Origin of the sequence: Nocardia sp. NPDC057668 (assembly GCF_042799795.1) — a bacterium.
Lineage (GTDB): Bacteria > Actinomycetota > Actinomycetes > Mycobacteriales > Mycobacteriaceae > Nocardia.
This window is the reverse complement of sequence record NZ_JBHVIC010000009.1, coordinates 332,372-353,097: the sequence shown is the minus strand read 5'-3', so window position 1 is coordinate 353,097 and position 20,726 is coordinate 332,372. Positions and strand designations below refer to the sequence as shown.

At 67.3% G+C, this 20,726-nt stretch carries 23 protein-coding genes; 14 read left to right on the top strand and 9 right to left on the bottom strand.

What is annotated here, in order from left to right; translation table 11 throughout:
- Positions 1 to 62 precede the first annotated feature (62 nt).
- Together ACFVBH_RS39580 and ACFVBH_RS39575 are read left to right on the top strand one after the other, a co-directional pair.
- Positions 63 to 1,904, top strand: a complete 1,842-nt coding sequence (locus ACFVBH_RS39580; RefSeq protein WP_379012137.1) for an alkyl/aryl-sulfatase — start codon at positions 63 to 65, stop codon at positions 1,902 to 1,904.
- Positions 1,905 to 1,973: 69 nt separating this feature from the next.
- Positions 1,974 to 3,878 (top strand): alkyl/aryl-sulfatase, encoded by a 1,905-nt coding sequence (locus ACFVBH_RS39575; protein WP_379011652.1) that lies wholly within the window; start codon positions 1,974 to 1,976, stop codon positions 3,876 to 3,878.
- 111 nt (positions 3,879 to 3,989) lie between these two features.
- Here the strand turns inward: ACFVBH_RS39575 and ACFVBH_RS39570 are convergent, their stop codons facing one another.
- Entirely contained in the window at positions 3,990 to 4,367 is a 378-nt protein-coding gene (locus tag ACFVBH_RS39570) for a hypothetical protein (RefSeq protein WP_354985978.1), read from the bottom strand.
- 239 nt (positions 4,368 to 4,606) lie between these two features.
- Between ACFVBH_RS39570 and ACFVBH_RS39565 the strand changes: the two genes are divergently transcribed.
- The 3 genes from ACFVBH_RS39565 (at position 4,607) to ACFVBH_RS39555 (ending at position 7,438) form a co-directional block, all read left to right on the top strand.
- Entirely contained in the window at positions 4,607 to 5,746 is a 1,140-nt protein-coding gene (locus tag ACFVBH_RS39565; protein WP_354985979.1) for an LLM class flavin-dependent oxidoreductase, read from the top strand.
- A complete protein-coding gene (locus tag ACFVBH_RS39560) occupies positions 5,743 to 6,357 on the top strand; it encodes an FMN reductase (RefSeq protein ID WP_379011638.1) in 615 nt (204 codons plus the stop codon). The genes ACFVBH_RS39565 and ACFVBH_RS39560 overlap by 4 nt, the downstream gene beginning before the upstream one ends.
- 85 nt (positions 6,358 to 6,442) lie before the next feature.
- Complete coding sequence (locus ACFVBH_RS39555) at positions 6,443 to 7,438, top strand: DUF5996 family protein (RefSeq protein WP_354985981.1); 996 nt, start codon at positions 6,443 to 6,445, stop codon at positions 7,436 to 7,438.
- Positions 7,439 to 7,512: 74 nt separating this feature from the next.
- Here ACFVBH_RS39555 and ACFVBH_RS39550 read toward each other — a convergent pair whose 3' ends face one another.
- The 3 genes from ACFVBH_RS39550 to ACFVBH_RS39540 form a co-directional block, all read right to left on the bottom strand.
- A complete protein-coding gene (locus ACFVBH_RS39550) occupies positions 7,513 to 8,265 on the bottom strand; it encodes an alpha/beta hydrolase (RefSeq protein WP_354985982.1) in 753 nt (250 codons plus the stop codon).
- Positions 8,266 to 8,345: 80 nt separating this feature from the next.
- Positions 8,346 to 9,092 (bottom strand): SDR family oxidoreductase, encoded by a 747-nt coding sequence (locus tag ACFVBH_RS39545; RefSeq protein WP_379011632.1) that lies wholly within the window; start codon positions 9,090 to 9,092, stop codon positions 8,346 to 8,348.
- Between the two features lie 20 nt (positions 9,093 to 9,112).
- Positions 9,113 to 9,490 (bottom strand): hypothetical protein, encoded by a 378-nt coding sequence (locus ACFVBH_RS39540; protein WP_354985984.1) that lies wholly within the window; start codon positions 9,488 to 9,490, stop codon positions 9,113 to 9,115.
- Positions 9,491 to 9,789: 299 nt separating this feature from the next.
- On the opposite strand from ACFVBH_RS39540, the gene ACFVBH_RS39535 reads away from it, so the two are divergent.
- The 4 genes from ACFVBH_RS39535 to ACFVBH_RS39520 all read left to right on the top strand — a co-directional run bounded on the left by ACFVBH_RS39535 (position 9,790) and on the right by ACFVBH_RS39520 (position 12,153).
- Complete coding sequence (locus ACFVBH_RS39535) at positions 9,790 to 10,371, top strand: sigma-70 family RNA polymerase sigma factor (RefSeq protein ID WP_354985985.1); 582 nt, start codon at positions 9,790 to 9,792, stop codon at positions 10,369 to 10,371.
- Between the two features lie 24 nt (positions 10,372 to 10,395).
- On the top strand, positions 10,396 to 11,022 hold the full coding sequence (locus tag ACFVBH_RS39530) for a hypothetical protein (RefSeq protein ID WP_379011620.1): 627 nt from the start codon (positions 10,396 to 10,398) through the stop codon (positions 11,020 to 11,022).
- Positions 11,006 to 11,593 carry a DUF6529 family protein gene (locus ACFVBH_RS39525; protein ID WP_379011613.1) on the top strand — a complete coding sequence of 196 codons (588 nt, stop codon included), beginning with the start codon at positions 11,006 to 11,008 and terminating at the stop codon, positions 11,591 to 11,593. The genes ACFVBH_RS39530 and ACFVBH_RS39525 overlap by 17 nt, the downstream gene beginning before the upstream one ends.
- Positions 11,594 to 11,715: 122 nt before the next feature.
- Positions 11,716 to 12,153 (top strand): ubiquinol-cytochrome c reductase iron-sulfur subunit, encoded by a 438-nt coding sequence (locus ACFVBH_RS39520; protein WP_379011608.1) that lies wholly within the window; start codon positions 11,716 to 11,718, stop codon positions 12,151 to 12,153.
- Positions 12,154 to 12,259: 106 nt separating this feature from the next.
- Here ACFVBH_RS39520 and ACFVBH_RS39515 read toward each other — a convergent pair whose 3' ends face one another.
- Positions 12,260 to 13,351, bottom strand: coding sequence for a hypothetical protein (locus ACFVBH_RS39515; RefSeq protein ID WP_379011604.1), 1,092 nt, complete (start codon positions 13,349 to 13,351; stop codon positions 12,260 to 12,262).
- Between the two features lie 323 nt (positions 13,352 to 13,674).
- Between ACFVBH_RS39515 and ACFVBH_RS39510 the strand changes: the two genes are divergently transcribed.
- The 5 genes from ACFVBH_RS39510 to ACFVBH_RS39490 all read left to right on the top strand — a co-directional run bounded on the left by ACFVBH_RS39510 (position 13,675) and on the right by ACFVBH_RS39490 (position 17,488).
- Entirely contained in the window at positions 13,675 to 14,922 is a 1,248-nt protein-coding gene (locus ACFVBH_RS39510) for an alpha/beta hydrolase family protein (RefSeq protein ID WP_379011599.1), read from the top strand.
- Between the two features lie 267 nt (positions 14,923 to 15,189).
- Positions 15,190 to 15,582 (top strand): YciI family protein, encoded by a 393-nt coding sequence (locus ACFVBH_RS39505; RefSeq protein WP_354985991.1) that lies wholly within the window; start codon positions 15,190 to 15,192, stop codon positions 15,580 to 15,582.
- Positions 15,579 to 16,832, top strand: coding sequence for an RNA polymerase sigma factor (locus tag ACFVBH_RS39500; protein WP_379011592.1), 1,254 nt, complete (start codon positions 15,579 to 15,581; stop codon positions 16,830 to 16,832). Before ACFVBH_RS39505 ends, ACFVBH_RS39500 begins: the two co-directional genes overlap by 4 nt.
- 112 nt (positions 16,833 to 16,944) lie before the next feature.
- On the top strand, positions 16,945 to 17,322 hold the full coding sequence (locus tag ACFVBH_RS39495; RefSeq protein WP_379011586.1) for a hypothetical protein: 378 nt from the start codon (positions 16,945 to 16,947) through the stop codon (positions 17,320 to 17,322).
- Between the two features lie 34 nt (positions 17,323 to 17,356).
- A complete protein-coding gene (locus ACFVBH_RS39490) occupies positions 17,357 to 17,488 on the top strand; it encodes a hypothetical protein (protein WP_379011580.1) in 132 nt (43 codons plus the stop codon).
- Between the two features lie 10 nt (positions 17,489 to 17,498).
- On the opposite strand, the gene ACFVBH_RS39485 is transcribed toward ACFVBH_RS39490, so the two are convergent.
- The 4 genes from ACFVBH_RS39485 to ACFVBH_RS39470 all read right to left on the bottom strand — a co-directional run bounded on the left by ACFVBH_RS39485 (position 17,499) and on the right by ACFVBH_RS39470 (position 20,185).
- A complete protein-coding gene (locus ACFVBH_RS39485; RefSeq protein ID WP_379011575.1) occupies positions 17,499 to 17,999 on the bottom strand; it encodes a DinB family protein in 501 nt (166 codons plus the stop codon).
- A gap of 48 nt (positions 18,000 to 18,047) precedes the next feature.
- Entirely contained in the window at positions 18,048 to 18,485 is a 438-nt protein-coding gene (locus tag ACFVBH_RS39480; RefSeq protein ID WP_354985996.1) for a VOC family protein, read from the bottom strand.
- Positions 18,482 to 19,666 carry an FAD-dependent monooxygenase gene (locus ACFVBH_RS39475; RefSeq protein ID WP_379011562.1) on the bottom strand — a complete coding sequence of 395 codons (1,185 nt, stop codon included), beginning with the start codon at positions 19,664 to 19,666 and terminating at the stop codon, positions 18,482 to 18,484. The genes ACFVBH_RS39480 and ACFVBH_RS39475 overlap by 4 nt, the downstream gene beginning before the upstream one ends.
- Positions 19,667 to 19,819: 153 nt before the next feature.
- Positions 19,820 to 20,185, bottom strand: coding sequence for a hypothetical protein (locus ACFVBH_RS39470; protein ID WP_354985998.1), 366 nt, complete (start codon positions 20,183 to 20,185; stop codon positions 19,820 to 19,822).
- Positions 20,186 to 20,726: the final 541 nt, after the last annotated feature.

Genomic DNA, 20,726 nt, shown 5'->3' with positions numbered 1-20,726 from the left:
CCACCACCCGGACCGACCCGACCGACGCCATCGCCGCGGCCAACCGCAGGGTCACCGAGACCATGCCCTTCTCGGACACCACCGACTTCGCCGACGCCGATCGCGGCTTCGTGCAGGCCCTGCAACCCGGCGTGATCAAGGACGCGCAGGGCAGGGTCATCTGGGACACCGATTCCTACGGATTCCTGCGGGGCACCTGCCCGTCCTCGGCCAATCCGAGCCTGTGGCGGCAGTCCCAGCTCACCGTGAAACAGGGCCTGTACGAGGTCGCGCCCGGCTTCTTCCAGATCCGCGGGCTGGACCTGTCGAACATGACGATCATCGAGGGCGACACCGGAATCGTCGTCATCGATCCGCTCATCTCCACCGAGACCGCCGCCGCCGGGCTCGCGCTCTATCGGCAGCACCGCGGCGACAAGCCGGTCACCGGGCTCATCTACACCCATTCGCACGTCGATCACTTCGGCGGGTCGCTCGGGGTCACCACCCGCGAGGACGTCGAGGCCGGACGCTGCCCGGTCATCGCTCCGGCCGGCCTGCTGGAACACGCTGTGGCGGAAAACATCTACGCGGGCACCGCGATGTCCCGGCGCGCGGCCTACATGTACGGCGCCGCCCTGCCGCGCGGGGAGAAGGGTCAGATCGGCGCGGGTCTGGGGCAGACCACCTCGGTCGGCACCGTCAGCCTCATCGATCCGACCATCGATATCACCGCCACCGGGCAGGAACAGGTGATCGACGGGGTGCGCATGGTGTTCCAGCTGACCCCGGGCACCGAAGCGCCCTCGGAGATGAACCTCTACTTCCCCGACCGCCGCTACCTCTGCATGGCGGAGAACGCGACCCATACCCTGCACAACATCCTGACCCTGCGGGGTGCGCTGGTGCGCGATCCGCACGTGTGGTCCAAGTACCTCACCGAATCCATCAATCTCTATGCGCGGCAGTCCGATATCGTCTTCTCCTCGCATCACTGGCCGATCTGGGGCACCGACAGGATCGTGGAATATATGTCGCTGCAACGGGATCTGTACGGCTACCTCAACGATCAGACCCTGCGCATGCTCAATCAGGGCTATGTCGGCAGCGAGATCGCCGAGATCATGCGCGTACCGCCGAACATCGAGAAGGTCTGGTACACCCACGGGTACTACGGTTCGGTCAGCCACAACGTGAAGGCCATCTATCAGCGCTACATGGGCTGGTTCGACGGCAATCCGGCGCACCTGTGGGAGCACCCGCCGGCCGAGGGCGCGCAGCGGCACGTCGATGCCATGGGCGGGGCGAACGAGACCCTGAAGAAGGCTCAGAAAGCTTATGACGCAGCCGATTTCCGGTGGGCCGCGACGCTGGCGAACTACGTGATCTTCGCCGACCCGGACAACCGGAAGGCCAAGGACCTCCAGGCGAGCGTGTACGAGCAGCTCGGCTACGGCGCGGAGAACGCCCCGTGGCGCAACTTCTACCTCTCCGGCGCGTACGAGCTGCGCAACGGCTCCTTCGGCACGCCCACCGCCGCGAACTCCAAGGGCCTGCTGGCCGCGCTCACCGTGGAGCAGGCGTTCGACGCCATCTCGCTGTTCATCAACGGGCCGAAGGCGTGGGACGCGCGCATCGTGACCGACTGGAAGTTCAGCGATCAACGGGACGCGGTGCGCCGCGCCGAACTGCGCAACGGCGTACTCGTGCACTACGAACGCCGGCCGGACGACGGTCTACCCGCGCCGGACGCGACCGTGACCCTCACCCGCGGCGGCTTCATCCAGAACATGATGGCGGGCGGGGACATGAAGGCCGCCGTCGCGGCGGGGGACGTCACGATCGACGGCAATGCCGCGGTCCTGGTCGAATTCAAGAGCTTCATCGAGAAACCGGATCCCGATTTCGCCATCGTCACGCCCTGACCCATCCGCCCGAGCAACCGCACCGGTCAGCACAGCACGCCGTACGTGTCACCCCACAGGAGGCAAGCAGTGAGCAGCGCGATTTCCGATCCCAGCCCGTTCATCGTCGACCAGAACACGCGGGCGGCCCAGGAACCCGGACTGGCCGATCCCCAGGACCAGCAGGACGCGGACCGCGGTTTCATCGCGGCGCTGGAACCGGGCATCGTGCACGATGCCGATGGAAAAGTGGTGTGGGACAACGACTCCTACGGCTTTCTGACCGGCACCTGCCCGTCCTCGGTGCATCCGAGCCTGTGGCGGCAGTCCGGGCTCAATATCCGGCAGGGCCTGTACGAGGTGACCCCGGGCATCTATCAGGTTCGCGGCCTGGACCTTTCGCAGATGACGATCGTCGAGGGCGACACCGGCGTGATCGTGATCGATCCGCTGGTCTCCGCCGAGACGGCGGCGGCCGGGCTCGCGCTCTATCGGCAGCATCGCGGCGACAAGCCGGTGACCGGGCTGATCTTCACGCATTCGCACGTCGATCACTTCGGCGGCGCGCTCGGCGTCATCGGCGTCGACGAGGTCACCGAACGCAAGGTGCCGGTGATCGCCCCGTCGGGATTCCTCGAGCACGCGGTCGCCGAGAACGTGTACGCGGGAACGGCGATGGCACGGCGCGCGGCCTACATGTACGGCGCGGTGCTGCCGCGCGGGCCGAAGGGGCAGGTGGGATCCGGACTGGGGCAGACCGCCTCGATCGGCACCGTCACCCTGATCGACCCGAATCTCGATGTGACGCATACGGGTCAGGAGGAGACGGTCGACGGGGTGCGGATCACCTTCCAGATCACCCCGGGCACCGAGGCCCCCTCGGAGATGAACTTCTACTTCCCGGATCATCGGGCACTGTGCATGGCCGAGAACGCCACCCACACTTTGCACAACCTGCTTACCCTGCGCGGTGCGCTGGTCCGCGATCCGCACGTGTGGTCGCAGTATCTGACCGAGTCGATCAACATGTTCGGCCGCGACTCCGATGTCGTGTTCGCCTCGCACCACTGGCCGACCTGGGGCACCGATCGGCTGGTGGAGTACATGTCGATCCAGCGAGATCTGTACGCCTACCTGCACGATCAGACTCTGCGGCGGCTGAACCAGGGGTATGTCGGCAGCGAGATCGCCGAAATGATCGAGCTGCCGCCGGCTGTCGCGGGCAACTACAGCACCCACGGCTACTACGGCTCGGTGAGCCACAACGTCAAGGCCATCTACCAGCGCTACATGGGCTGGTACGACGGCAATCCGGCGCACCTGTGGGAGCACCCGCCGGTCGAGCAGGCGGTGCGCATGGTCGATTTCATGGGCGGCCCCGAAGCCGTGGTGGCCAAGGCGGAGGCCGCCTACGACCAGAACGACTACCGCTGGGTCGCGCAGGTGCTCAACTACGTCATCTTCGCCGATCCCTCGAACGAGGCCGCGAAAGCGTTGCAGGCCAGTACATTCGAGCAGCTCGGCTTCGGCTCGGAGAATGCCACCTGGCGCAACGTGTACCTGATGGCGGCCTATGAGCTGCGCAACGGCAATGTCGGCACGCCGACAGCGACCAGCTCGCCGACCATGCTCGCCGCGCTCAGCGTCGAGCAGGTCTTCGACGCCCTGTCGCTGCGCCTCGACGGGGTCAAGGCGTGGAACGAAAAGGCGATCAGCGACTGGCATTTCACCGATCTCGAGCGCACCCACCGGCTCGAGCTGCGCAACGGCGTCCTGATCCACTACGACCTGCCCGAGGCCGGCGGGCTGCCGGACCCCGAGGTGACCTTCACCCTGACCCGGGCGACCCTGATCGGTGTGCTGCTGGCCGGCCAGGACATCCAGGAGGCGCTGAAATCCGGTGCGCTGCAGGTAGAGGGCGACGCGCAGAGCTTCCTGAAGCTCACCGCGCTGTTCGATGAGCCGGATCCCAATTTCGCCATCGTGACCCCCTGAAACCCCGCCCTCGCGCTCCCGCCTGTCCCGTACCTACCGGGGATCCCCCGGAGCAGCCTCGCCGCTCCGGGGGATTCGTGTTGTCCGGCGCGTCCACCCCGCGCCGTCACGTCACCGCCGGGGGAACAGTCTCAGGGGTCGTGAATCATCCTCCGCTCGGGCGGTGTCGGCCGCCTGCGAGGGCCGAATGCGTACGGCGGCACTGAACAACTGATATTCGGCGGGTGGTACGCACACCTCGCGATAGGGATGGCGGGGCTCCACCCGGCGCTGCGGCCCCGGGATCACCACCCCGCGGCGCGTCTCGTCACCCTTGGCCGCTGCGGCCCCCTCGGCTTCCTGCGCGCGAACCCAGCTCTGCATGGCAGAGGAGTCCAGGCTCGGCAATAACTCCACGGCCCGCTCCCACTCCAGGCCCTCCACCTGGTGCGGGTCGGTGACCGCGGTCACGACAACGGCGTACGCCGTGCCGACGGTGTTGTCCGCCATGCGGATCTACCCCCTGTCCATGCTCTGCGGTTAATCTCCGGCGTTGCGCGGGGAATGTTCAGGATACTTTGAAAGATCTTGCACTACTGCGACTTTCATTGTTGTCGCAGGTAGGTTGCGTGTGACTACCACCACCATCAGTGTGTTTCGGGTCACAGCGGTGGAATAGTGCGGTATAAGCTCGTGTTCAGCTGGTTGACATATCCACCAAAAGTGGAAGCGAGCCCGAGGAGGCCCCCGTGCAGTTCGGAATCTTCACCGTCGGCGATGTGACCATGGACCCGACCACCGGCCGGACGCCCAGCGAGGCCGAGCGCATCAAGGCCATGGTCGCCATCGCGCGCAAGGCCGAGGAAGTCGGCCTCGACGTCTTCGCCACCGGTGAGCACCACAACCCGCCCTTCGTGCCGTCCTCGCCGACCACCATGCTCGGCTACATCGCGGCGCAGACCGAGCGCATCATCCTGTCCACCTCCACGACGCTGATCACCACCAACGACCCGGTGAAGATCGCCGAGGACTTCGCCATGCTGCAGCACCTGGCCGACGGCCGGGTGGACCTGATGCTCGGGCGCGGCAACACCGGACCGGTCTACCCCTGGTTCGGCAAGGACATCCGCGACGGCATCGCGCTGGCCATCGAGAACTACCACCTGCTGCATCGGCTGTGGCGGGAGGACGTGGTCGACTGGGAAGGCAAGTTCCGCACCCCGCTGCAGGGCTTCACCTCCACCCCGCGCCCGCTGGACGACGTCGCGCCGTTCGTGTGGCACGGTTCGATCCGCAGCCCGGAGATCGCCGAACAGGCCGCGTACTACGGCGACGGCTTCTTCGCCAACAACATCTTCTGGCCCAAGGAGCACTTCAAGCGCCTCATCGAGCTGTACCGCCGCCGCTACGAGCACTACGGTCACGGCGCCGCCGATCAGGCCGTGGTGGGTCTGGGCGGACAGGTGTTCATGCGCAAGAACTCCCAGGATGCGGTGAACGAGTTCCGGCCCTACTTCGACAACGCGCCGGTGTACGGGCACGGGCCCTCGCTCGAGGACTTCACCGAGCAGACCCCGCTCACCGTGGGCAGCCCGCAGCAGGTCATCGAGAAGACCCTGAGCTTCCGCGAGAGCTTCGGCGACTACCAGCGCCAGCTGTTCCTGATGGATCACGCGGGCCTGCCCCTGAAGACCGTGCTCGAGCAGCTCGATCTGCTGGGCGAAGAGGTGGTTCCGGTGCTGCGCAAGGAATTCGCGGCCCTGCGCCCGGCCCACGTGCCGGAGGGTCCGACCCACGCCGCGCTGGTCGCCGCCCGCGACGCCGCGGCCCAGGCCGCCGAGCGGACCGAGGACGCCACCGTGCCACAGGACAGTGAGGTGACCGCATGACCCGCATAGCCGTCGTATCGGCCGGACTGTCGCAGCCGTCGTCGACCAGATTGCTGGCCGATCGCCTGATGGCCGCGACCAAGGCTGGGCTGGCGCCGGAACCCGTCGAGTTCGATGTGATCGAGCTGCGCGATGTCGCACACGGACTCGCCGACAACCTGCTCACCGGGTTCGCGGCCGGCCCGCTGCGCGAGGCCATCGACAAGGTCGTGAGCGCGGACGGCCTGATCGCTGTCACGCCCATCTTCACCGCCTCCTACAGCGGCCTGTTCAAAACCTTCTTCGATGTGCTGGAACCGGATTCGCTGGTGGGCAAGCCGACGCTGATCGCCGCCACCGGCGGCACCGCCCGGCATTCGCTCGCGCTCGACCACGCGGTGCGGCCTCTGTTCGCCTACCTGCGGGCGGTTGTGGTGCCGACCTCGGTCTACGCCGCGTCCGAGGATTGGGGCACGGGCGGAGTCGATTCCGGCGCGAGTGCCGGACTGGGTGATCGAATTCTCCGGGCGGCAGGTGAATTCACCGATCTGGTCGCGCGGCGCCCGCACGGGGCCAGGCCCGACCCGTACGCCGATCCCGTGCCGTTCGAGCAATTGCTTCGAAATAGCTGATTACTATGCAGTGCGAACGGTAACTCGTTCCGTACGGCGGCACCTCCTCCGAACACCGACGTCTCGAACGAAAGTGGGTAGGGCAATGTCTGAATCCTCCTCGGGAAATGGCACGGGTACCGCCCGGGAGGTGCTGCCCGCGCTGCCCCTGGACGCGTGGCGGCCGACCAAGGAGACACTGCACCGGTTCACCCAGATCGTCGGGAAGGTGGCGCTGGCCAAGGGAATCCGCCGCAATCACTGGTGGCATATGACCTTCCGGCTCACCGCCCGCGGCTGGACCACCGTGCCGCTGGGCACCGCCACCGACGGCCCGGTCTTCACCTGCGAGTTCGACTTCTTCGACCACGTGCTGCGGATCTCCACCGATCGCGGCATCCAGGAGGAGGTCGAACTGCGCGAACAATCGGTGGCCAGCTTCTACACCGAGACCATGCGCGCGCTGGACAATCTCGGCGTCGAGGTGACCATCGTGCACCCCACGCCGTACGACCTGCCCGATCACGGCAGGCCGTTCGACGAGGACGAGGAGCATCACCACTACGACCCGATCGCCGCCCAGCGCGCCTTCCGCGTGCTGAGCCAGGTCGGGCGGGTGCTCGAGGAGTTCAGCGCCGGCTACTCGGGCAAGATCAGCCCGGTCCAGCTCTTCTGGCACACCTTCGATCTCGCGGTGCAGCGTTTCTCCGAGACCAAGGTCGCGATGGGGGAGAGCGTGGATCCGGTGACCCGCGAGGCGTATTCGCGCGAGGAGATCAGCGCCGGGTTCTGGTTCGGCGACGACAAGGTCCCCGAGCCCACCTTCTACTCCTACACCGCGCCCGAACCGGCCGGGCTGACCGACTTCCCGCTGTCCCCGGCCGCGGCCCGCTGGGTGCCCTCGGGCTCGGCGCACGCGGCCTACTACGCCTACGACGCGGCCCGGGCGAGCGACGATCCGGCCGGGGCGGCCCTCGAGTTCCTGCGCTCGGCCTATGCCGCGGGCTCGAAACTCGCGGGCTGGGACGCGCCCGCCCTGGCCTGCCCGGGCGGCATCACCGACCCGGTGCTGCAGGAGGTCTGGCGCGGCTGGCCGGAATAACACCCGGCGACGGCGGGAGTTCGCCGCCGCTCCCGTGAAAAGCGGTGTGGCTCAGCGTGACAGCCCGGCGTTGGTCAGGCCAGGAACTCGACCAGCGCGCCCGCGAAGCCCGGGTCGATTGTGGCGGCGAAGTGATCACCCGGCAGCACGACCAGGGTCGCGTCCGGGATGGCCGCGGCCAGGCGCTCGGGTTCGGCGGCGAGCGGGTCGGCGTCGCCGGCCAGCACCAGTGTCGGCACGGCGATGTCGGCGACGGTCTTGATCGGAGCCTCGTTCAGGCCGGCGACCAGCGCGGCGATGGCTTCGCGGTCCGCGCCCAGGGCATCGGCCAGCATGCGGAACATCTTGGCGCGCGGGACGGCATCGGAGCCGTCCCCGGCCATGGCCGCCACGATCTCGTCGGGGTCGATGGCCCGCCAGTCGATGCCGCCGCAGTCGACGACGCCGGAACCGATGCCGCCGATCGCGAGTCGGCGCACCCGGTCATCGGCCTGGGTCACCAGCAGCGAGATGATGCCGCCCATCGAATAGCCGACCAGCGCGACCTCGTTCAGATCCAGTTCGTCGAACAGCGCGCGCATGTCGTCGGCCATCGCCTGCCACGAGTAACGCGCCGGGTCGTGCGGCTTCTCCGAGCGTCCGTGCCCGCGGGCGTCGAGTGAGATCACGCGATGTCCCGCGGCCTGCAGGGCCGCGACCACGCCGACGCTCATCCAATTCGCATTGGTGTCGGCGACCACGCCGTGCTGCAGCACGACGGTCGAGCCCTCGCCCTCCCACACGCGGTAGTTGAGCTGCAAGCCGTCCCAGGTCGTGAACTTCGCCATCGGGCCGATGTTAGCGGCGGTTCGCGGTACCGGGAAGGGCGCGGCGCGGTTTTGGCGGGCCGCGCGGGCGCCCCCGCGAACTACATGCGCGCCATCACCGCGCGCGGCAGTAGCGGGATGACCGAAGCCAGTACGCGCCACGGCCATTCGGGCACCGAGGTGCGCACCGACTCCCGTTCGATGGCCGTGACCATGGAGTTCACCCCTTTGTCCAGGGGTGCGAGGAGCTTGGTGTCGCCGGCCTTGTCGGCCATGTCGGTGGCGATGTAGCCCGGCTGCAGGGTGGTCACCTTCAGGGGCGTGCCGCGCAGTTCGATGGCCAGGCCCTCGCCCAGCGCGGTGAGCGCGGCTTTGCTCGCCGAGTACGCGGCCTTCTTGCCCGGCAGTCCGCGCACGGCGCTCACCGAGGAGATGAGCACCAGGTGCCCGGCGTTCTGCTCGCGGAACACGCTCATGGCGGCCTCGGCCTGAGCCAGGGCGCTCACGAAGTTGGTGGTCGCGGTGGCCAGATTGGCGTCCGCGCGGCCGGTGCCGATGCGCGCGCCCTTGCCGATGCCGGCGTTGACGATGACCCGGTCCAGGCCACCGAGTTCCTCCCGCAGTTCGGCGAAGACCTTGGGAATCGCGGCGTGATCGTCCACGTCCAGCGCCCGCACGGCCACCGTGATGCCGGGGTTGGCGGCCAGGAGTTCGGCGCGCAGTTCCTCGAGATTCTCGATCCGCCGGGCGCACAGCGCCAGATCGCGCCCGCGCCGGGCGAATTCGCGGGCCATGCCCGCACCCAGCCCGGAGCTCGCGCCGGTAATGAGAATCTTGCGCCTCGTCATGACCGCCACCCTAACCGTCGTTACCCGAAGGAACCGGTGGACGGCGGGTTGGGGTCCAGCCGCCAGACCCCGCAGCTGTCGGTGCGGAAGGCCACATCGCTGGGTTTGATCACGATGCGCAGGTTGCGCACGCGGGTGAAATCGCTGGCGATGATGTAGTAGTTCGGATCGTTGTAATCGGTCTCGGTCTGCACTTTCCACAGCCGTTTCCAGAAGCAGGCGACCGCCGGGTCGGGGGTGCCCTCGGTGATATAGGTACCGGGCTGGATGTCGACGTTCACCAGGTACAGGCCGTCGGCCGGGATCTCGGTGGCCGGTTGCGCCGCCGCTGTTCCGGACATGGTCATCGTCAGCGCGGAAGCCACGGCCCCCGCGGTCATGAGCACACGTGCACGCACGGTGTTTCCTCCCTCGAAAACTCACTGCACCGCACGTCGCGCCGGTGCGGGTGCGGTCTGGGCGATCCCCGAATCTCCCGGGTGGGGTTTATCAGAGATTACGGTCGGTTTTGGGTGATTTCGGGGAATTCATTGTGTTAACGAGACTTTCGTCGGGAGCTATGGCGCAATAGCTTTTTGAAGCAAAAACGTTTCACCTAGTGGCGTGTTCGGCATATCCATTCCGATGGTTCGGTTCGTGTCTGAATTGGGTAGGAATCACCGATGCTCTTTGTGGCCTCGGCAACGATATTCAGGGCATGAGAAGACTCCGACCCCTCGCGGACAGCGCTCCTACCAGCACCTCTGCCCCCTGTGCCCCCCGCTGCGCCGGGCTGTGCACCGATTCCGGCCTCTCGGCCATTCTGACCGCCGACAAGGCGCTGCTGCACTGGCGCGCCATGCGTCGACTGGGTGATACCGGTCTGGCCGAGCACGCGGTTCAGGAAACCCTGCTGCGCGCGTGGAAAGCGTGCGCCAGCTACAACCCCGACCGCGGCAGCGTGCGCACCTGGCTGCTCACCATCGAGCGCAATATTCTGACCGATATCGCCCGGGTGCGCGCCGCCCGGCCGGGCGACACCCACTGGGACGAACTCGGTGACGTCGTGGAGGGCCGCAGCGCCGGGCCCGACTTCGCCGACGGTCTCGCCGACGGCATGCTCGTCGCCGAACTGCTGGCCCATTTGCCCGACGCCCAGCGGGACGCGGTGGTGCAGGTGATCCTGCGAGATCGGGCCTACCAGGACGTGGCCGCCGATTTCGGCGTGCCGGTCGGCACCGTGAAGACCCGCGTGCACTACGCCCTGCGCTCGCTGCGCCGACTTCCGCTCAGCGCGTGATGCGCATCGGGTGAGGAGAACACCATGAAACGGGTGGGCCCGATCATGACCCTGGCCGCCGCCGTCGCCCTCGGCGCCGGGCTGCTGATCACGAATACCGTCACCGGGCGTGCACCGGAGAGCACGATGGCTGCCCCGAGTTCGACCACCATCGCCGGGGTGACCGCGTCACCGGATGCCCCGAGTTCGGTGGTTGCCTCGAGTACGGCGGTCTTTCCCGCGCAGGCCGATTACATCGCGGTGATCGCCACCCCGCGTACGCCCATCACCCTGTCCGTGACCGTGTCCGGCGACAAGTCCGTCGCCTACGCCTGTGACGGGGTGAGCGTGGAGACCTGGCTGCGCGGCACCGCCGATAAGGGGCGGACCAGCTTGGCGGGCAAGGAAACTCGTGTCGAGGCGGAGCTGATCGGTGCGACACTGCGTGGCACGCTGACCCTGGGCGGCCGCGACTACGACTTCACCGCCGCGCCCGTGAAACCCCCGGCCGGACTGTACATCTCCCGCACCGACGCGGGTCGCGACAGCTGGATCCGCGCGGCCGACGGCACCGTGACCGGCGTGCGCCGCACACCCGACGGTTCGACCGTCCCCGCTCCCGAACTGCCCGCCACCGCCCGAAAGGTGCAGGGTAGTGACACCGACTTCTGATCCGGCGCAGTCTGTTTCGTCTCCCGTGCGAAGTACTCCGCGCGGCGCGTTGATCATCCTTCTGATCGTGCTCGTCGGCGCGGCCACGGCGCTGCTGCTCGGGGTGTACGGCACCGTGCACGAACCGCGCGGCTACGCGGTGAGCCTGGCCGGATTCTCCAGCCCCGGCGCGGTGAAATCCTGGCTCGCGACCGCCGTGGTGTTGCTCGCGGCCGGTCAGGACATCAGCGCCCTGGCCATCTACGGCCTGCTGCCGAGGGTGCGCCCGGGAAACTGGGCCGCGCGCTGGCACGTGTGGTCGGGCCGGCTCGCGGTGCTGATCAGCCTGCCCGTCGCGGTGCACTGCCTGTACGCGTTCGGATTCGCCGACTACAGCGACCGGGTGCTGGTGCACTCGCTCCTGGGGTGCGCGGTCTACGGCGTGTTCGTGGCGAAAATGCTGCTTCTCTCGCGGAAAGGCTTGCCCGGCTGGATGATTCCTGTGGCGGGCGGTCTGCTGTTCACCGGCTTCGTCGGGCTCTGGTTCACCTCCGCCGTCTGGTTCTTCCGGTACCGGGGCTTCGCGCTCTGATCACCGGCGTACCGGCCCCCGACTCCGGGCGCACTTCGTCCTCGAAGTGAACCCCCGGCCCCGCTGTCCCGTCGAACAAGTGTGGCGACCCAGCCCGGTCCGCCCCGAACCAGGAGTTCCCCATGACCGAACACATCCCCGCGTCCGGCCTTCGCATGGACCGCCGCACCGCCCTGGCCGCCACCGGCGCGGCCGCCACGGCCCTGACCGTGGCCGCCTGCTCGGGCTACGGCGATCCCGGCACCGCGGCCCCCGACACCGAGGCGGAAAAGGGCAGGCCCCCCACCGAGCTGGCCCGCACCGCCGACGTCCCCGTGGGCAGCGCCCTGATAGCCGGCGACACGGTGATAACCCAGCCCACCGCGGGCACGTTCCAGGGTTTCTCCTCCACCTGCACGCACCTGGGCTGCAAGGTAACCGAGGTCAAGTCCGCCACGATCCGCTGCGCCTGCCACAACAGCACGTTCAACCTCGACGGGAGCGTGGCGAGCGGCCCGGCTCCCCGGCCGTTGGACACCCGTGCGATCCGGGTGGACGGAGATCGTATTGTCAGCGGCTGAATCGGCCGGAAGCCCGCGATAGAACAGTGAATCATGCTGCTGGACAACATGTCCGGCAGCATTGATCGCGTGGGGCAGCCCGGTCGGTCACCGTCGTCAGGGTTGTTCAGACCGGGGATGTCGCCGGCGTGATCTCCAGGCAGCGTCGCAGCTGCCCGTCTGGTGTGTCCGAAGCGCTTGTGGTCTCGATGACGAGATCAGAGGGTTTGGCGACCCCGAAGAAATCTCGCAACACGGTGACAGCGGACTCCGCGGCATTGACGTACTCGTCGTAGGCGGAGCCGAAGGAGACGCTGCTGGTCCGGTCGTGATCGTGAAACTCGTACCAACCACGTCGGATCAACCAGGCGTGCTGGTTGGCATCGAGGTGGTATTCCGCGGGCACGCTGCGGTTTCCGGCGATCGCGCATTCGAGCGCGTGGTTTCGAACAGCAAAGCTCGCGTACCGGTGTCCGTGGGCCGCCAGGTCGATCCGCTCGCCCTTACCGAGTCGGGTCAGTGCCCGCGCCAGGCCCGCTACGAAGTCCGACCATCGGTCCGCCACGGTCACGGGTTCGTCGTCGCCGATTGGAACGAGTGAGTTGAGGATCGCGCTGTAGCAATCGCAGGTGCACTCGTAGCAGCCGCAGCCGCATTCCTCGGTGCTGTAGAAGTCGCAGCCGCAGTTCTTCCAGCAGGCGCAGCAGTGGCACTCACCGCAGCGCTGCGGATCGCAGTCTTCGTGGTCGCACTCTTCTGCTTCGCAGTCGTGTTCTTCGGCGCAGTCGCACTCGTCTTCGTCGAAGTCGCCGCAGTCGTACAGCTCGTTGCAGTAGTCGAGGCCCTGTGCCTCACAATGACAATGGCACTCGCAAGCCACCTCTGGTCCGTGCTCCCGCTCGCCGACGTCGACGTTCTCGGATCGAGGTTCGCTCGCCTGCTTGATCAGCCCGATGTGGTGCGATGTCAGCGTGATCAGCAGACGCGGCCGCACCCAGACAGCGGACCGACCTCGCCCGGGCGCCAGCCGGATCGCCGTCTCGAACCATTCTTCGAACCGTTTGTACGCCGCGGCGAAGATGTCGGTGCCGATCTCGTCGCCCTCCGCGGAGTTGAACGTATAGCGCAGTTCGTCGTCACCGATCCGGTTCCACCCGGCGGCAATGAGCGCCCCGACCTCATCCTCGGCCCACGTCCACCGGTAGTACTGCTGGCGCACCGCGTCGAACGCGGCCCCGAATGTAGTGTCCCTCAGAGGATCCGCCCTCTCCGAAGAGCCCTCATTCGGTACGGACGTGTGCCCCATCGATTCCCATCCTGTTCCAGGCAGTCGCCTCCCGCGCTGCCGGATACATCGAATCACCCGTCACCGACAGGCTCGGCGTATGGTGCGGCTCGGTCGGCGCGTTTGGCTCCCAGCCGATACCGGCCGCAGGAGTGTTATTCGACCGTCATGGGGGCGCGTATCGTCGAATGGTCGAACGCTGTCCGGAACCTTGAATCTCTGGCGCGAATCGGATTCAGGGCGTTGAAGGAGGATCTGTGCCCTGGTTGCCAATTCTCACGGCGCGAGCCAATGCCGCGTATTCCAGTGGGTTCTATTCCGACGCCGACTTCGATTACACCGTTCGCATACTTCTCGGGAGGTGCGCGTACGGGGCGGCGGACGCCGGGGAAGTCATGGCCACCATCGCTTCGGTAGCAGACAAGGACCACGATCACTGGTTCCACGCCTGGAACGATCTCAGCGTTCGATTGCGCGAAATCGCCGATTCCGCGGCAGCCGCCGGTCACGCGGAAAGCGCCGCGCAGACGTATCTGCGCGCGGCGACCTACTCGGCGGTGGCGGTCGACGCGGCCAGCGCACTGGGTTCGGATGAGTTGCTGCTGAACACTTTTCGCGCCCATCGTGCCGACTGGGAACGCTTCGTCGATACCGTCGCCCGGCCCGTCGAGCGTGTTGCCATTCCCTACGAGGGCACGACGATGCCGGGGTATTTCTTCCGTGCGCGTTCGGACGCGGCGCAGTGCCCGACCTTCGTGATGGTGAACGGGAGCGACGGCGCGATCAGCGGTCTGTGGGCCTCGGGTGCGGCGGCCGCGCTCGACCGCGGCTACCACGTGCTCGTCTTCGACGGCCCCGGCCAGCAGTCGATGCTGTTCGAGCGCGGAATCGGGTTCCGCCCGGACTGGGACGCGGTGCTCACTCCCATTGTCGATTTCCTCCTCGAACGTCCCCACGTGGACGGCGACCGCCTGGCGCTTTACGGAGTGAGCCAGGGCGGCTACTGGATCGCGCAGGCGTTGACGAAGGAACATCGCTTCGCCGCCGCGATCGCCGATCCGGGCGTGGTGGACGTGGCCTCGTCCTGGCGCGGCAACATCCCCGGCAGCCTGCTCGAGACCTTCGAGGCCGGCAAGAAGCGCCGGTTCGACCGCTACATGTCGTGGGGTATGAAGGCGTCCGGCCAAACGAACAGAACCTGGACGTTCCGCGCTCGCCCCTACCAACAGTCGAGCTACTTCGACACGCTGACCGAGGTACATCGCTACACGCTCGCCGCAACCGACGCAGCCCACATCACGACCCCGCTGTTCATCACCGACCCCGAGCGCGAACAGTTCTGGCCCGGCCAATCCGAACGCCTCGCCACGATCACCGCCGGCCACTCCCACCTGTGCAAGTTCACCGCCGCCGAGGGCGCGAGTTTCCACTGCCAGCCGATGGCCCTCCGCCTGACCCACCAGCGAATGTTCGACTGGCTGGACGACCGATTGTCTACGCGGTGAGTAGTGCAATTCCCGCGATCAATTGACGTACCTTGCTGCACCGCAACGATTTCTGCGGAGTTCAGCCGGTCAGATGATGCGCATCTTCCACCCTTCGCGACGTGCTTCCTGCTCTTCGGCAGCGCGACAGCGACCACGATGCGAGTGCGGCCGGGCCGAGGCCGGCAAGAACTCCGTTCGGCGCGATGTCGACATCGTGACACCGGCTCCGACGTCTCAGGTGAGGATGGGTCGGTCGGGCGCATCCGTGGACGCGAAGGAGCCGTGATGAAGTACGTCATCTTGATTCACTCCAACCCGCAGCCGTGGGGGCATCCCACCGGCGACTACCTGCCCGAGTACCGGGAGATGTCACAGGAGCAACGGGACCGGGTCAACTCCGACTTCGAGAAGCTGTTGGGGGAGATGCAGGAGAAGGGCGAGCTGGTGACGGGGGAGGCGCTCGGTGCGCCCGAATCGGCGCGGCTGTACCGGTGGGGCGACGGCAAGCCGCTGGCGACCGACGGGCCGTACTCCGAATCCAAGGAGCATCTGGCGGGGTTGTTCCTGATCGACGTCGAGAACCACGCCCGCGCGGAGGAGATCGCCGCGCAGTTCGCGGGTCCCGGCGAGACCGTCGAATTGCGGCCCGCGATGTGGCCGGGCGGCGACGACCAGTGAGCGAGGGGGTGGTGCGGGACGTGTGGCGGCGCGAGTCGCCGCATGTCCTGGCCGCCCTGCTGCGCAGGCACGGCGACCTCGGGCACTGCGAGGACGCGGCCCAGGAAGCCGCCGAGGCGGCGACGGTGCAGTGGGATCGCGACGGGGTTCCCACGGACCCGCGAGGCTGGCTGATCACCGTGGCATCGCGGCGGCTCATCGACCGGGTGCGAGCCGATCGCTCGCGAGCGGGACGGGAGGAGGCCGTGGCCGCCGCCCAGCCGCGGGACGCGCACACCGCGCCCGCCGCGGACCGGGCGCCAATCGGCGACAGCGATGACACGCTGCGCATGCTCGTGCTGTGCTGTCACCCGAGTCTCAGCCGCCCGTCGCAGGTGGCCCTGACCCTGCACGCCGTATGCGGTTTGGGCACCGCCGAAATCGCCGCCGCCTACCTGGTTCCCACACGCACCATGACCCAGCGACTCACCCGGGCCCGCTCGACCCTGCGATCGGCGGGCGCGGTATTCGAGCTGCCGAGCCGCGCGGACCTGCCCGCGCGCATCGCGGCCGTTCTCGACGTGTGCCATCTCCTGTTCACCGAGGGCCACACGCGGTCGACCGGTAGCGCGCTGGTGGACTGGAGCCTGACCGCGGAGGCGATGCGGCTCACCCGCCAATTGCACTGCGCGATACCCGATCACGACGAGATCGCGGGCGCCCTGGCCCTCATGCTCCTCACCGACGCCCGCACCGCGACCCGGACCGAGGCCGGCGAACTCGTGCCGCTCGCCGACCAGGATCGATCCCGATGGGACCGCGACCTGATCGCGGAAGGCGTCGCCATCCTGGAGCGTGTACTGCCGCGCGGCCACATCGGCCGGTTCCAGTTGCAGGCGGCGATCGCCGCGGTCCACGCCGAGTCGCCGACCTGGCAGGACACGGACTGGCCGCAGATCAGCATCCTCTACGCGATGCTGGATCGAGTCGCCCCCGGCCCGTTCGTGACGCTCAATCGCGCTGTCGCGGTGGGCATGGAGCGCGGTCCCGCCCACGGTCTGGCCCTGCTCGCCCCCTTGCTCGACAACCCGTCGATGCGCCGCCACCACCGCACCCACGCGGTCCGCGCCCACCTCCTGGAGATGCTGGGCGACCGCGCCGCCGCGATCGAAAGCTACCGCAGGGCAGCACAACTCGCGACGAGCGTACCGGAGCAGCGGTATCTCAACGATCGTGCCCGCCGCCTCGCCGACGGGGAGCCCGGCGGGTGATGAATGCGCACACCGACCGGCACGGGCCGCCCGGATTCGGGATCGCGCATGGCACGGAACAGTTCCGGGGTCCCGGAAGACTCGTCCCGAGAGCCGTGATCACGGTGATAGCGTGGCCGGCTGGAAACGGGGGTACGTGGTGAAGAACATCGTCGGAACGCTGCGCAGGTACTGGTTCTTCTACGCGGTCTGGGCGGCCCTAGCGTGCGGTCTGGTGTTCTGGGGCGTCGCCGGCCTGCTCGATTCGACGGTGACCTGCCACAACTGGAACATCTTCGTACTCGACTTCTCCGAGTACGACATGTCACCGGACCAGCCGAGCGCGATATGCAATCCCGGCACGAAGAACGGTGGCGGGCTGGCGAAGACGAAGATGGGCAATGACGTCTTCGACGGGATCAAGCTCGGCGCCGGAGCGTTCATGCTCTACATCGGCGGCAGCAGCCTGAACAGCCTGGCCCGCAAACGCGCGGAGGCGTCGCCCGATTGATCACAGCCGGACCGGAATCGACCTCGGCTCGCACATGACTGTCGGAGCGCTCGGGTTCAAGGTCAACTGGACGCCGACCGTGCGGGGGGACCGGACGATCGTCGCCACCTTCAACAAGGGGCTGGACGAGCCTGTCGTCGACTTCGTTCGCGTCATCGTGCGCTGAGCCTCCCCGATCACCGGGCCTGTGGAGCGCCCGTGTCGGAGAGGATCTGTTCGCGGAGGATGTCGGCGTGGCCGGTGTGCTGGGCCAGCTCGCGCAGGACCTGGAGGTAGACCCAGTGCAGGGTTCGGGGGCCGGAGCGGTGACCGGTGACCACCTTGTCGAGGGGGAGACCGGCCACCGTCGCCCGGGCCGTCGCGCAGGCCGCGCGGTGGGCGGCCGTGACGGTGGCGATCGTGTCTTCGGGAGTCAGGTGGAAGGACTCGTCGGGGGATTGGACCAGGCCGAGGGACTTGCGCGAATTGCCGGCCACGCACTCCTCGAACCACACGCGTTGCATCCAGGTCACGTGTTTCAGGAGACCGAGAAGCGTTGTCGCGGAAGGGACCAGGTGGGCTCGAGCCTGTTCCTCGGTGACGCCGTCGAGGGACTGTTCTATCGAAGTGCGGTAGTCCTCGATGAACGCCTCGAACTGTGTGCGGTCGTCATCCAGTGGCACATCGAACGAGCCCATCTGTCTCCAATCATCGTGCGGCGTAAGGCCGCAGGTTGCGGCGGCGAGTCAGCGGAGTTCCTCGACCAGGCCGATGATCACCCCGGCCGGACCGTACACGTACGCGTAGCGGTACAGATCCTCGTACTGCGCCACCTTGCCGACGAGTTCGGCCCCGTGCGGGCGCAGGCGCACCAGCAGATCATCCACATCGTCCACCGAGAACGTCAGGCGCGGAATGCCCGGCGTATTCACCGGAGACGGCGGAAAGCCGGGGCGATTCGCGGGCGTGCGAAACGTCGAGAGTTCCACGCGCGCTTGGCCATCCGGCGTGCGCACGACCGCGATATCCGCGCTGACCCCGTCCAAGCCGAGCAATTCGTCGGCCCACGGCCCGCCGACCGTCGCCTCGCCTTCGAGCTCCAGACCCAATTCGAGGAAGAACGCGACAGCAGCCGCGAGATCGTCGACGATGAACCCGGCGTGATCCAGGCGGCGGACAGTCATGACGCACTCCTTGCGATCGTGGTGGCGTAATCGGGCAGTTCTACACCGTTGATCGCGCGCTCGATCAACTCCATGTCGAATTCCGGTACCGCATCGGGATCGGCATCCAGCGCGGGAGCTTGCAGGCTCTGCACGTGCAGCCGCCCGATCTCCTGATTGGCCTCGACCCACGAGCGCATGCGCCGCTCGTACGCGGGGAACGCGACAGCGGGATCCCAGTCATTCGCGGCCAGCTCCCCGGCGAGCAGATACGCGCCGACCAGCGCGAGTCCGGTGCCCTGCCCGGACATCGGCGACGCGCTGTACGCCGCATCCCCGAGCAGCACCACGCGACCGGTCGACCAGCTGTCCATCACCACCTGGGCGACCTGATCGAGATAGAAATCGGGAGTGCTCTCCAGATGCGCGAGAATGCGCGGAGTCAGCCAGCCCATATCGGCCATGCGCTCGCGCAGCAGCTGCTTCTGCGCCGCGACATCGCGGAAATCGACATCGAGCTCGGCCGCGGGAAACGAGAACATGGCCATCGCCTGCGTCGCATCCGGCACCGGCCGCAACCCGGCCGTGCGCCCGGCATCGTGGAAGTCCAGCAGCCAGCGACCCAGCTCGAATTCATTGGGCACGCTGAAGAAGGCCAGCACGAGCCCGAGGTGGTGAATGTATTTCTCGCGCGGGCCGAAGACCATGGCGCGCAATGCCGAATGCAGCCCATCGGCTCCGACGACCAGATCGAAACGCCGCCGATCACCGCTCTCGAAGGCAACATCCACGCCATCGGAATCCTGAGTGAGTTCAGCGATCCGATCCCCGAAGATGTACTCGACCCCATCGCGAGTGTCGTCGTACAGCACCCGCGACAGATCCCCGCGCAGAATCTCGATCTCGGAGATATAGCCGTCCCCGCCATCGTCCTCGGCGCTGAAGGTCTCGAGCACCTTCCCATCCGCATCCACCGTGTACGCGCCCGCGGTCTCGGTGCGCGCGGCCCGCACAGCCGCATCCAAACCCATGAGCGCGATGACATCCTTGGTCACCCCGCGCGCATCCACCGCCTGCCCGCCGGGCCGCAACTCGGGCGCCCGTTCCACCACGGTCACCTCCGCTCCCCACCGCAGCAGCCAGTGGGCCAGCGCGGGCCCAGCGATACTCGCTCCCGCCACCAGCACTTTGGTCCCGCTCATACCGCGCCTCCGCTCACATCCGGGTCATCGCCCGAATCGACTGCTCCACGCGCCGATGCCGGCGCGTCCAGAGATGACGACGAGTGTCGGACCCGAAACTAATCGGTATTCGCTCAGCGGATATTCGTGCCCGTTTCGAGCGGCGGAACCGATCTACGCGGCTTGGGGGCGGGGGAGCAGCAGCGCGCGGCCGCGTGACAGCACGCGCGACAGATCCTGGTAGTCGGACAGATCCACATAGCGCGGGCGGACCCGCCGCAGGCGTGAGCGTTCGGGTTGCTCGCACATCAGGACGAGATTCCCATTCGTGGTCACCACGAGTTCGCAGCCGGGACCGCAGCCGCGCAATAGACCACGGCAGCCGCCGATGCCCCAGCCGATCACGGTGATGGAAGGCCGTGTGCCCGCGCTTGCGGAGCGGGAATGCAGAGTCGGGCGAATGCCCGCGGCTGCGAGTTCGGCTATGAACGCGTGGATCTCGGACCTGGGGTGTGAGCGCGAGTCGAAGTCTTGTGGCATGGCTTGCCTTTCGGCCTGTCCCCACTGACAGGGGTTTCTGAACTGAGATTTGCCCCACTGGAGGGGGCTGAAACGCTTGGGGTGCAGGTTGTCCGAATTGGTGATCGGGGTGTGGGGTGGGGTTTGGAGGGATCGGAGCGTTGGGAGATTGGCTGGGTTTGCGAACGACTGGATATCGAGAACCAGCGGGGTGCGGTGGGGAGGGTCGGGCTGCGGTTCCAGCCTCCTCGGGGAGAGCAGCCTGGACAACGAGAACCAGCGGGGACCGGTCGGGGGTGGGGCTGCGGTCCCAGCCTCCTTGGGGAGAGCAGCCTGGATAACGAGAACCAGCGGGGTGCGGTGGGGCGATCGGCTGCGGTTCCGGCCCTCCCGGGGCAAAGCAGCCTGGATAACGGAATACCAGCGGGGACCGGTTCGGAGCCTCGACGGCAGTACCAGCACTACCGGGCCGAAAAACGGAATCGACCACCCGTGGGGGTACGAGCAAGCCTCGAATCGACTACCGCTCACCACAATCACCCTCTAAGGCAGTACCAGCATT

Bases quoted from the DNA above. Each gene is read 5' to 3' on its own strand.
- ACFVBH_RS39580 (WP_379012137.1), top strand. From the start codon at position 63: ATGCCCTTCTCGGACACCACCGACTTCGCCGACGCCGATCGCGGCTTC.
- ACFVBH_RS39570 (WP_354985978.1), bottom strand. From the start codon at position 4,367: ATGGCGGACAACACCGTCGGCACGGCGTACGCCGTTGTCGTGACCGCG.
- ACFVBH_RS39560 (WP_379011638.1), top strand. From the start codon at position 5,743: ATGACCCGCATAGCCGTCGTATCGGCCGGACTGTCGCAGCCGTCGTCG.
- ACFVBH_RS39555 (WP_354985981.1), top strand. From the start codon at position 6,443: ATGTCTGAATCCTCCTCGGGAAATGGCACGGGTACCGCCCGGGAGGTG.
- ACFVBH_RS39550 (WP_354985982.1), bottom strand. From the start codon at position 8,265: ATGGCGAAGTTCACGACCTGGGACGGCTTGCAGCTCAACTACCGCGTG.
- ACFVBH_RS39545 (WP_379011632.1), bottom strand. From the start codon at position 9,092: ATGACGAGGCGCAAGATTCTCATTACCGGCGCGAGCTCCGGGCTGGGT.
- ACFVBH_RS39535 (WP_354985985.1), top strand. From the start codon at position 9,790: ATGAGAAGACTCCGACCCCTCGCGGACAGCGCTCCTACCAGCACCTCT.
- ACFVBH_RS39530 (WP_379011620.1), top strand. From the start codon at position 10,396: ATGAAACGGGTGGGCCCGATCATGACCCTGGCCGCCGCCGTCGCCCTC.
- ACFVBH_RS39520 (WP_379011608.1), top strand. From the start codon at position 11,716: ATGACCGAACACATCCCCGCGTCCGGCCTTCGCATGGACCGCCGCACC.
- ACFVBH_RS39505 (WP_354985991.1), top strand. From the start codon at position 15,190: ATGAAGTACGTCATCTTGATTCACTCCAACCCGCAGCCGTGGGGGCAT.
- ACFVBH_RS39490 (WP_379011580.1), top strand. From the start codon at position 17,357: ATGACTGTCGGAGCGCTCGGGTTCAAGGTCAACTGGACGCCGACCGTG.
- ACFVBH_RS39485 (WP_379011575.1), bottom strand. From the start codon at position 17,999: ATGGGCTCGTTCGATGTGCCACTGGATGACGACCGCACACAGTTCGAG.
- ACFVBH_RS39480 (WP_354985996.1), bottom strand. From the start codon at position 18,485: ATGACTGTCCGCCGCCTGGATCACGCCGGGTTCATCGTCGACGATCTC.
- ACFVBH_RS39475 (WP_379011562.1), bottom strand. From the start codon at position 19,666: ATGAGCGGGACCAAAGTGCTGGTGGCGGGAGCGAGTATCGCTGGGCCC.
- ACFVBH_RS39470 (WP_354985998.1), bottom strand. From the start codon at position 20,185: ATGCCACAAGACTTCGACTCGCGCTCACACCCCAGGTCCGAGATCCAC.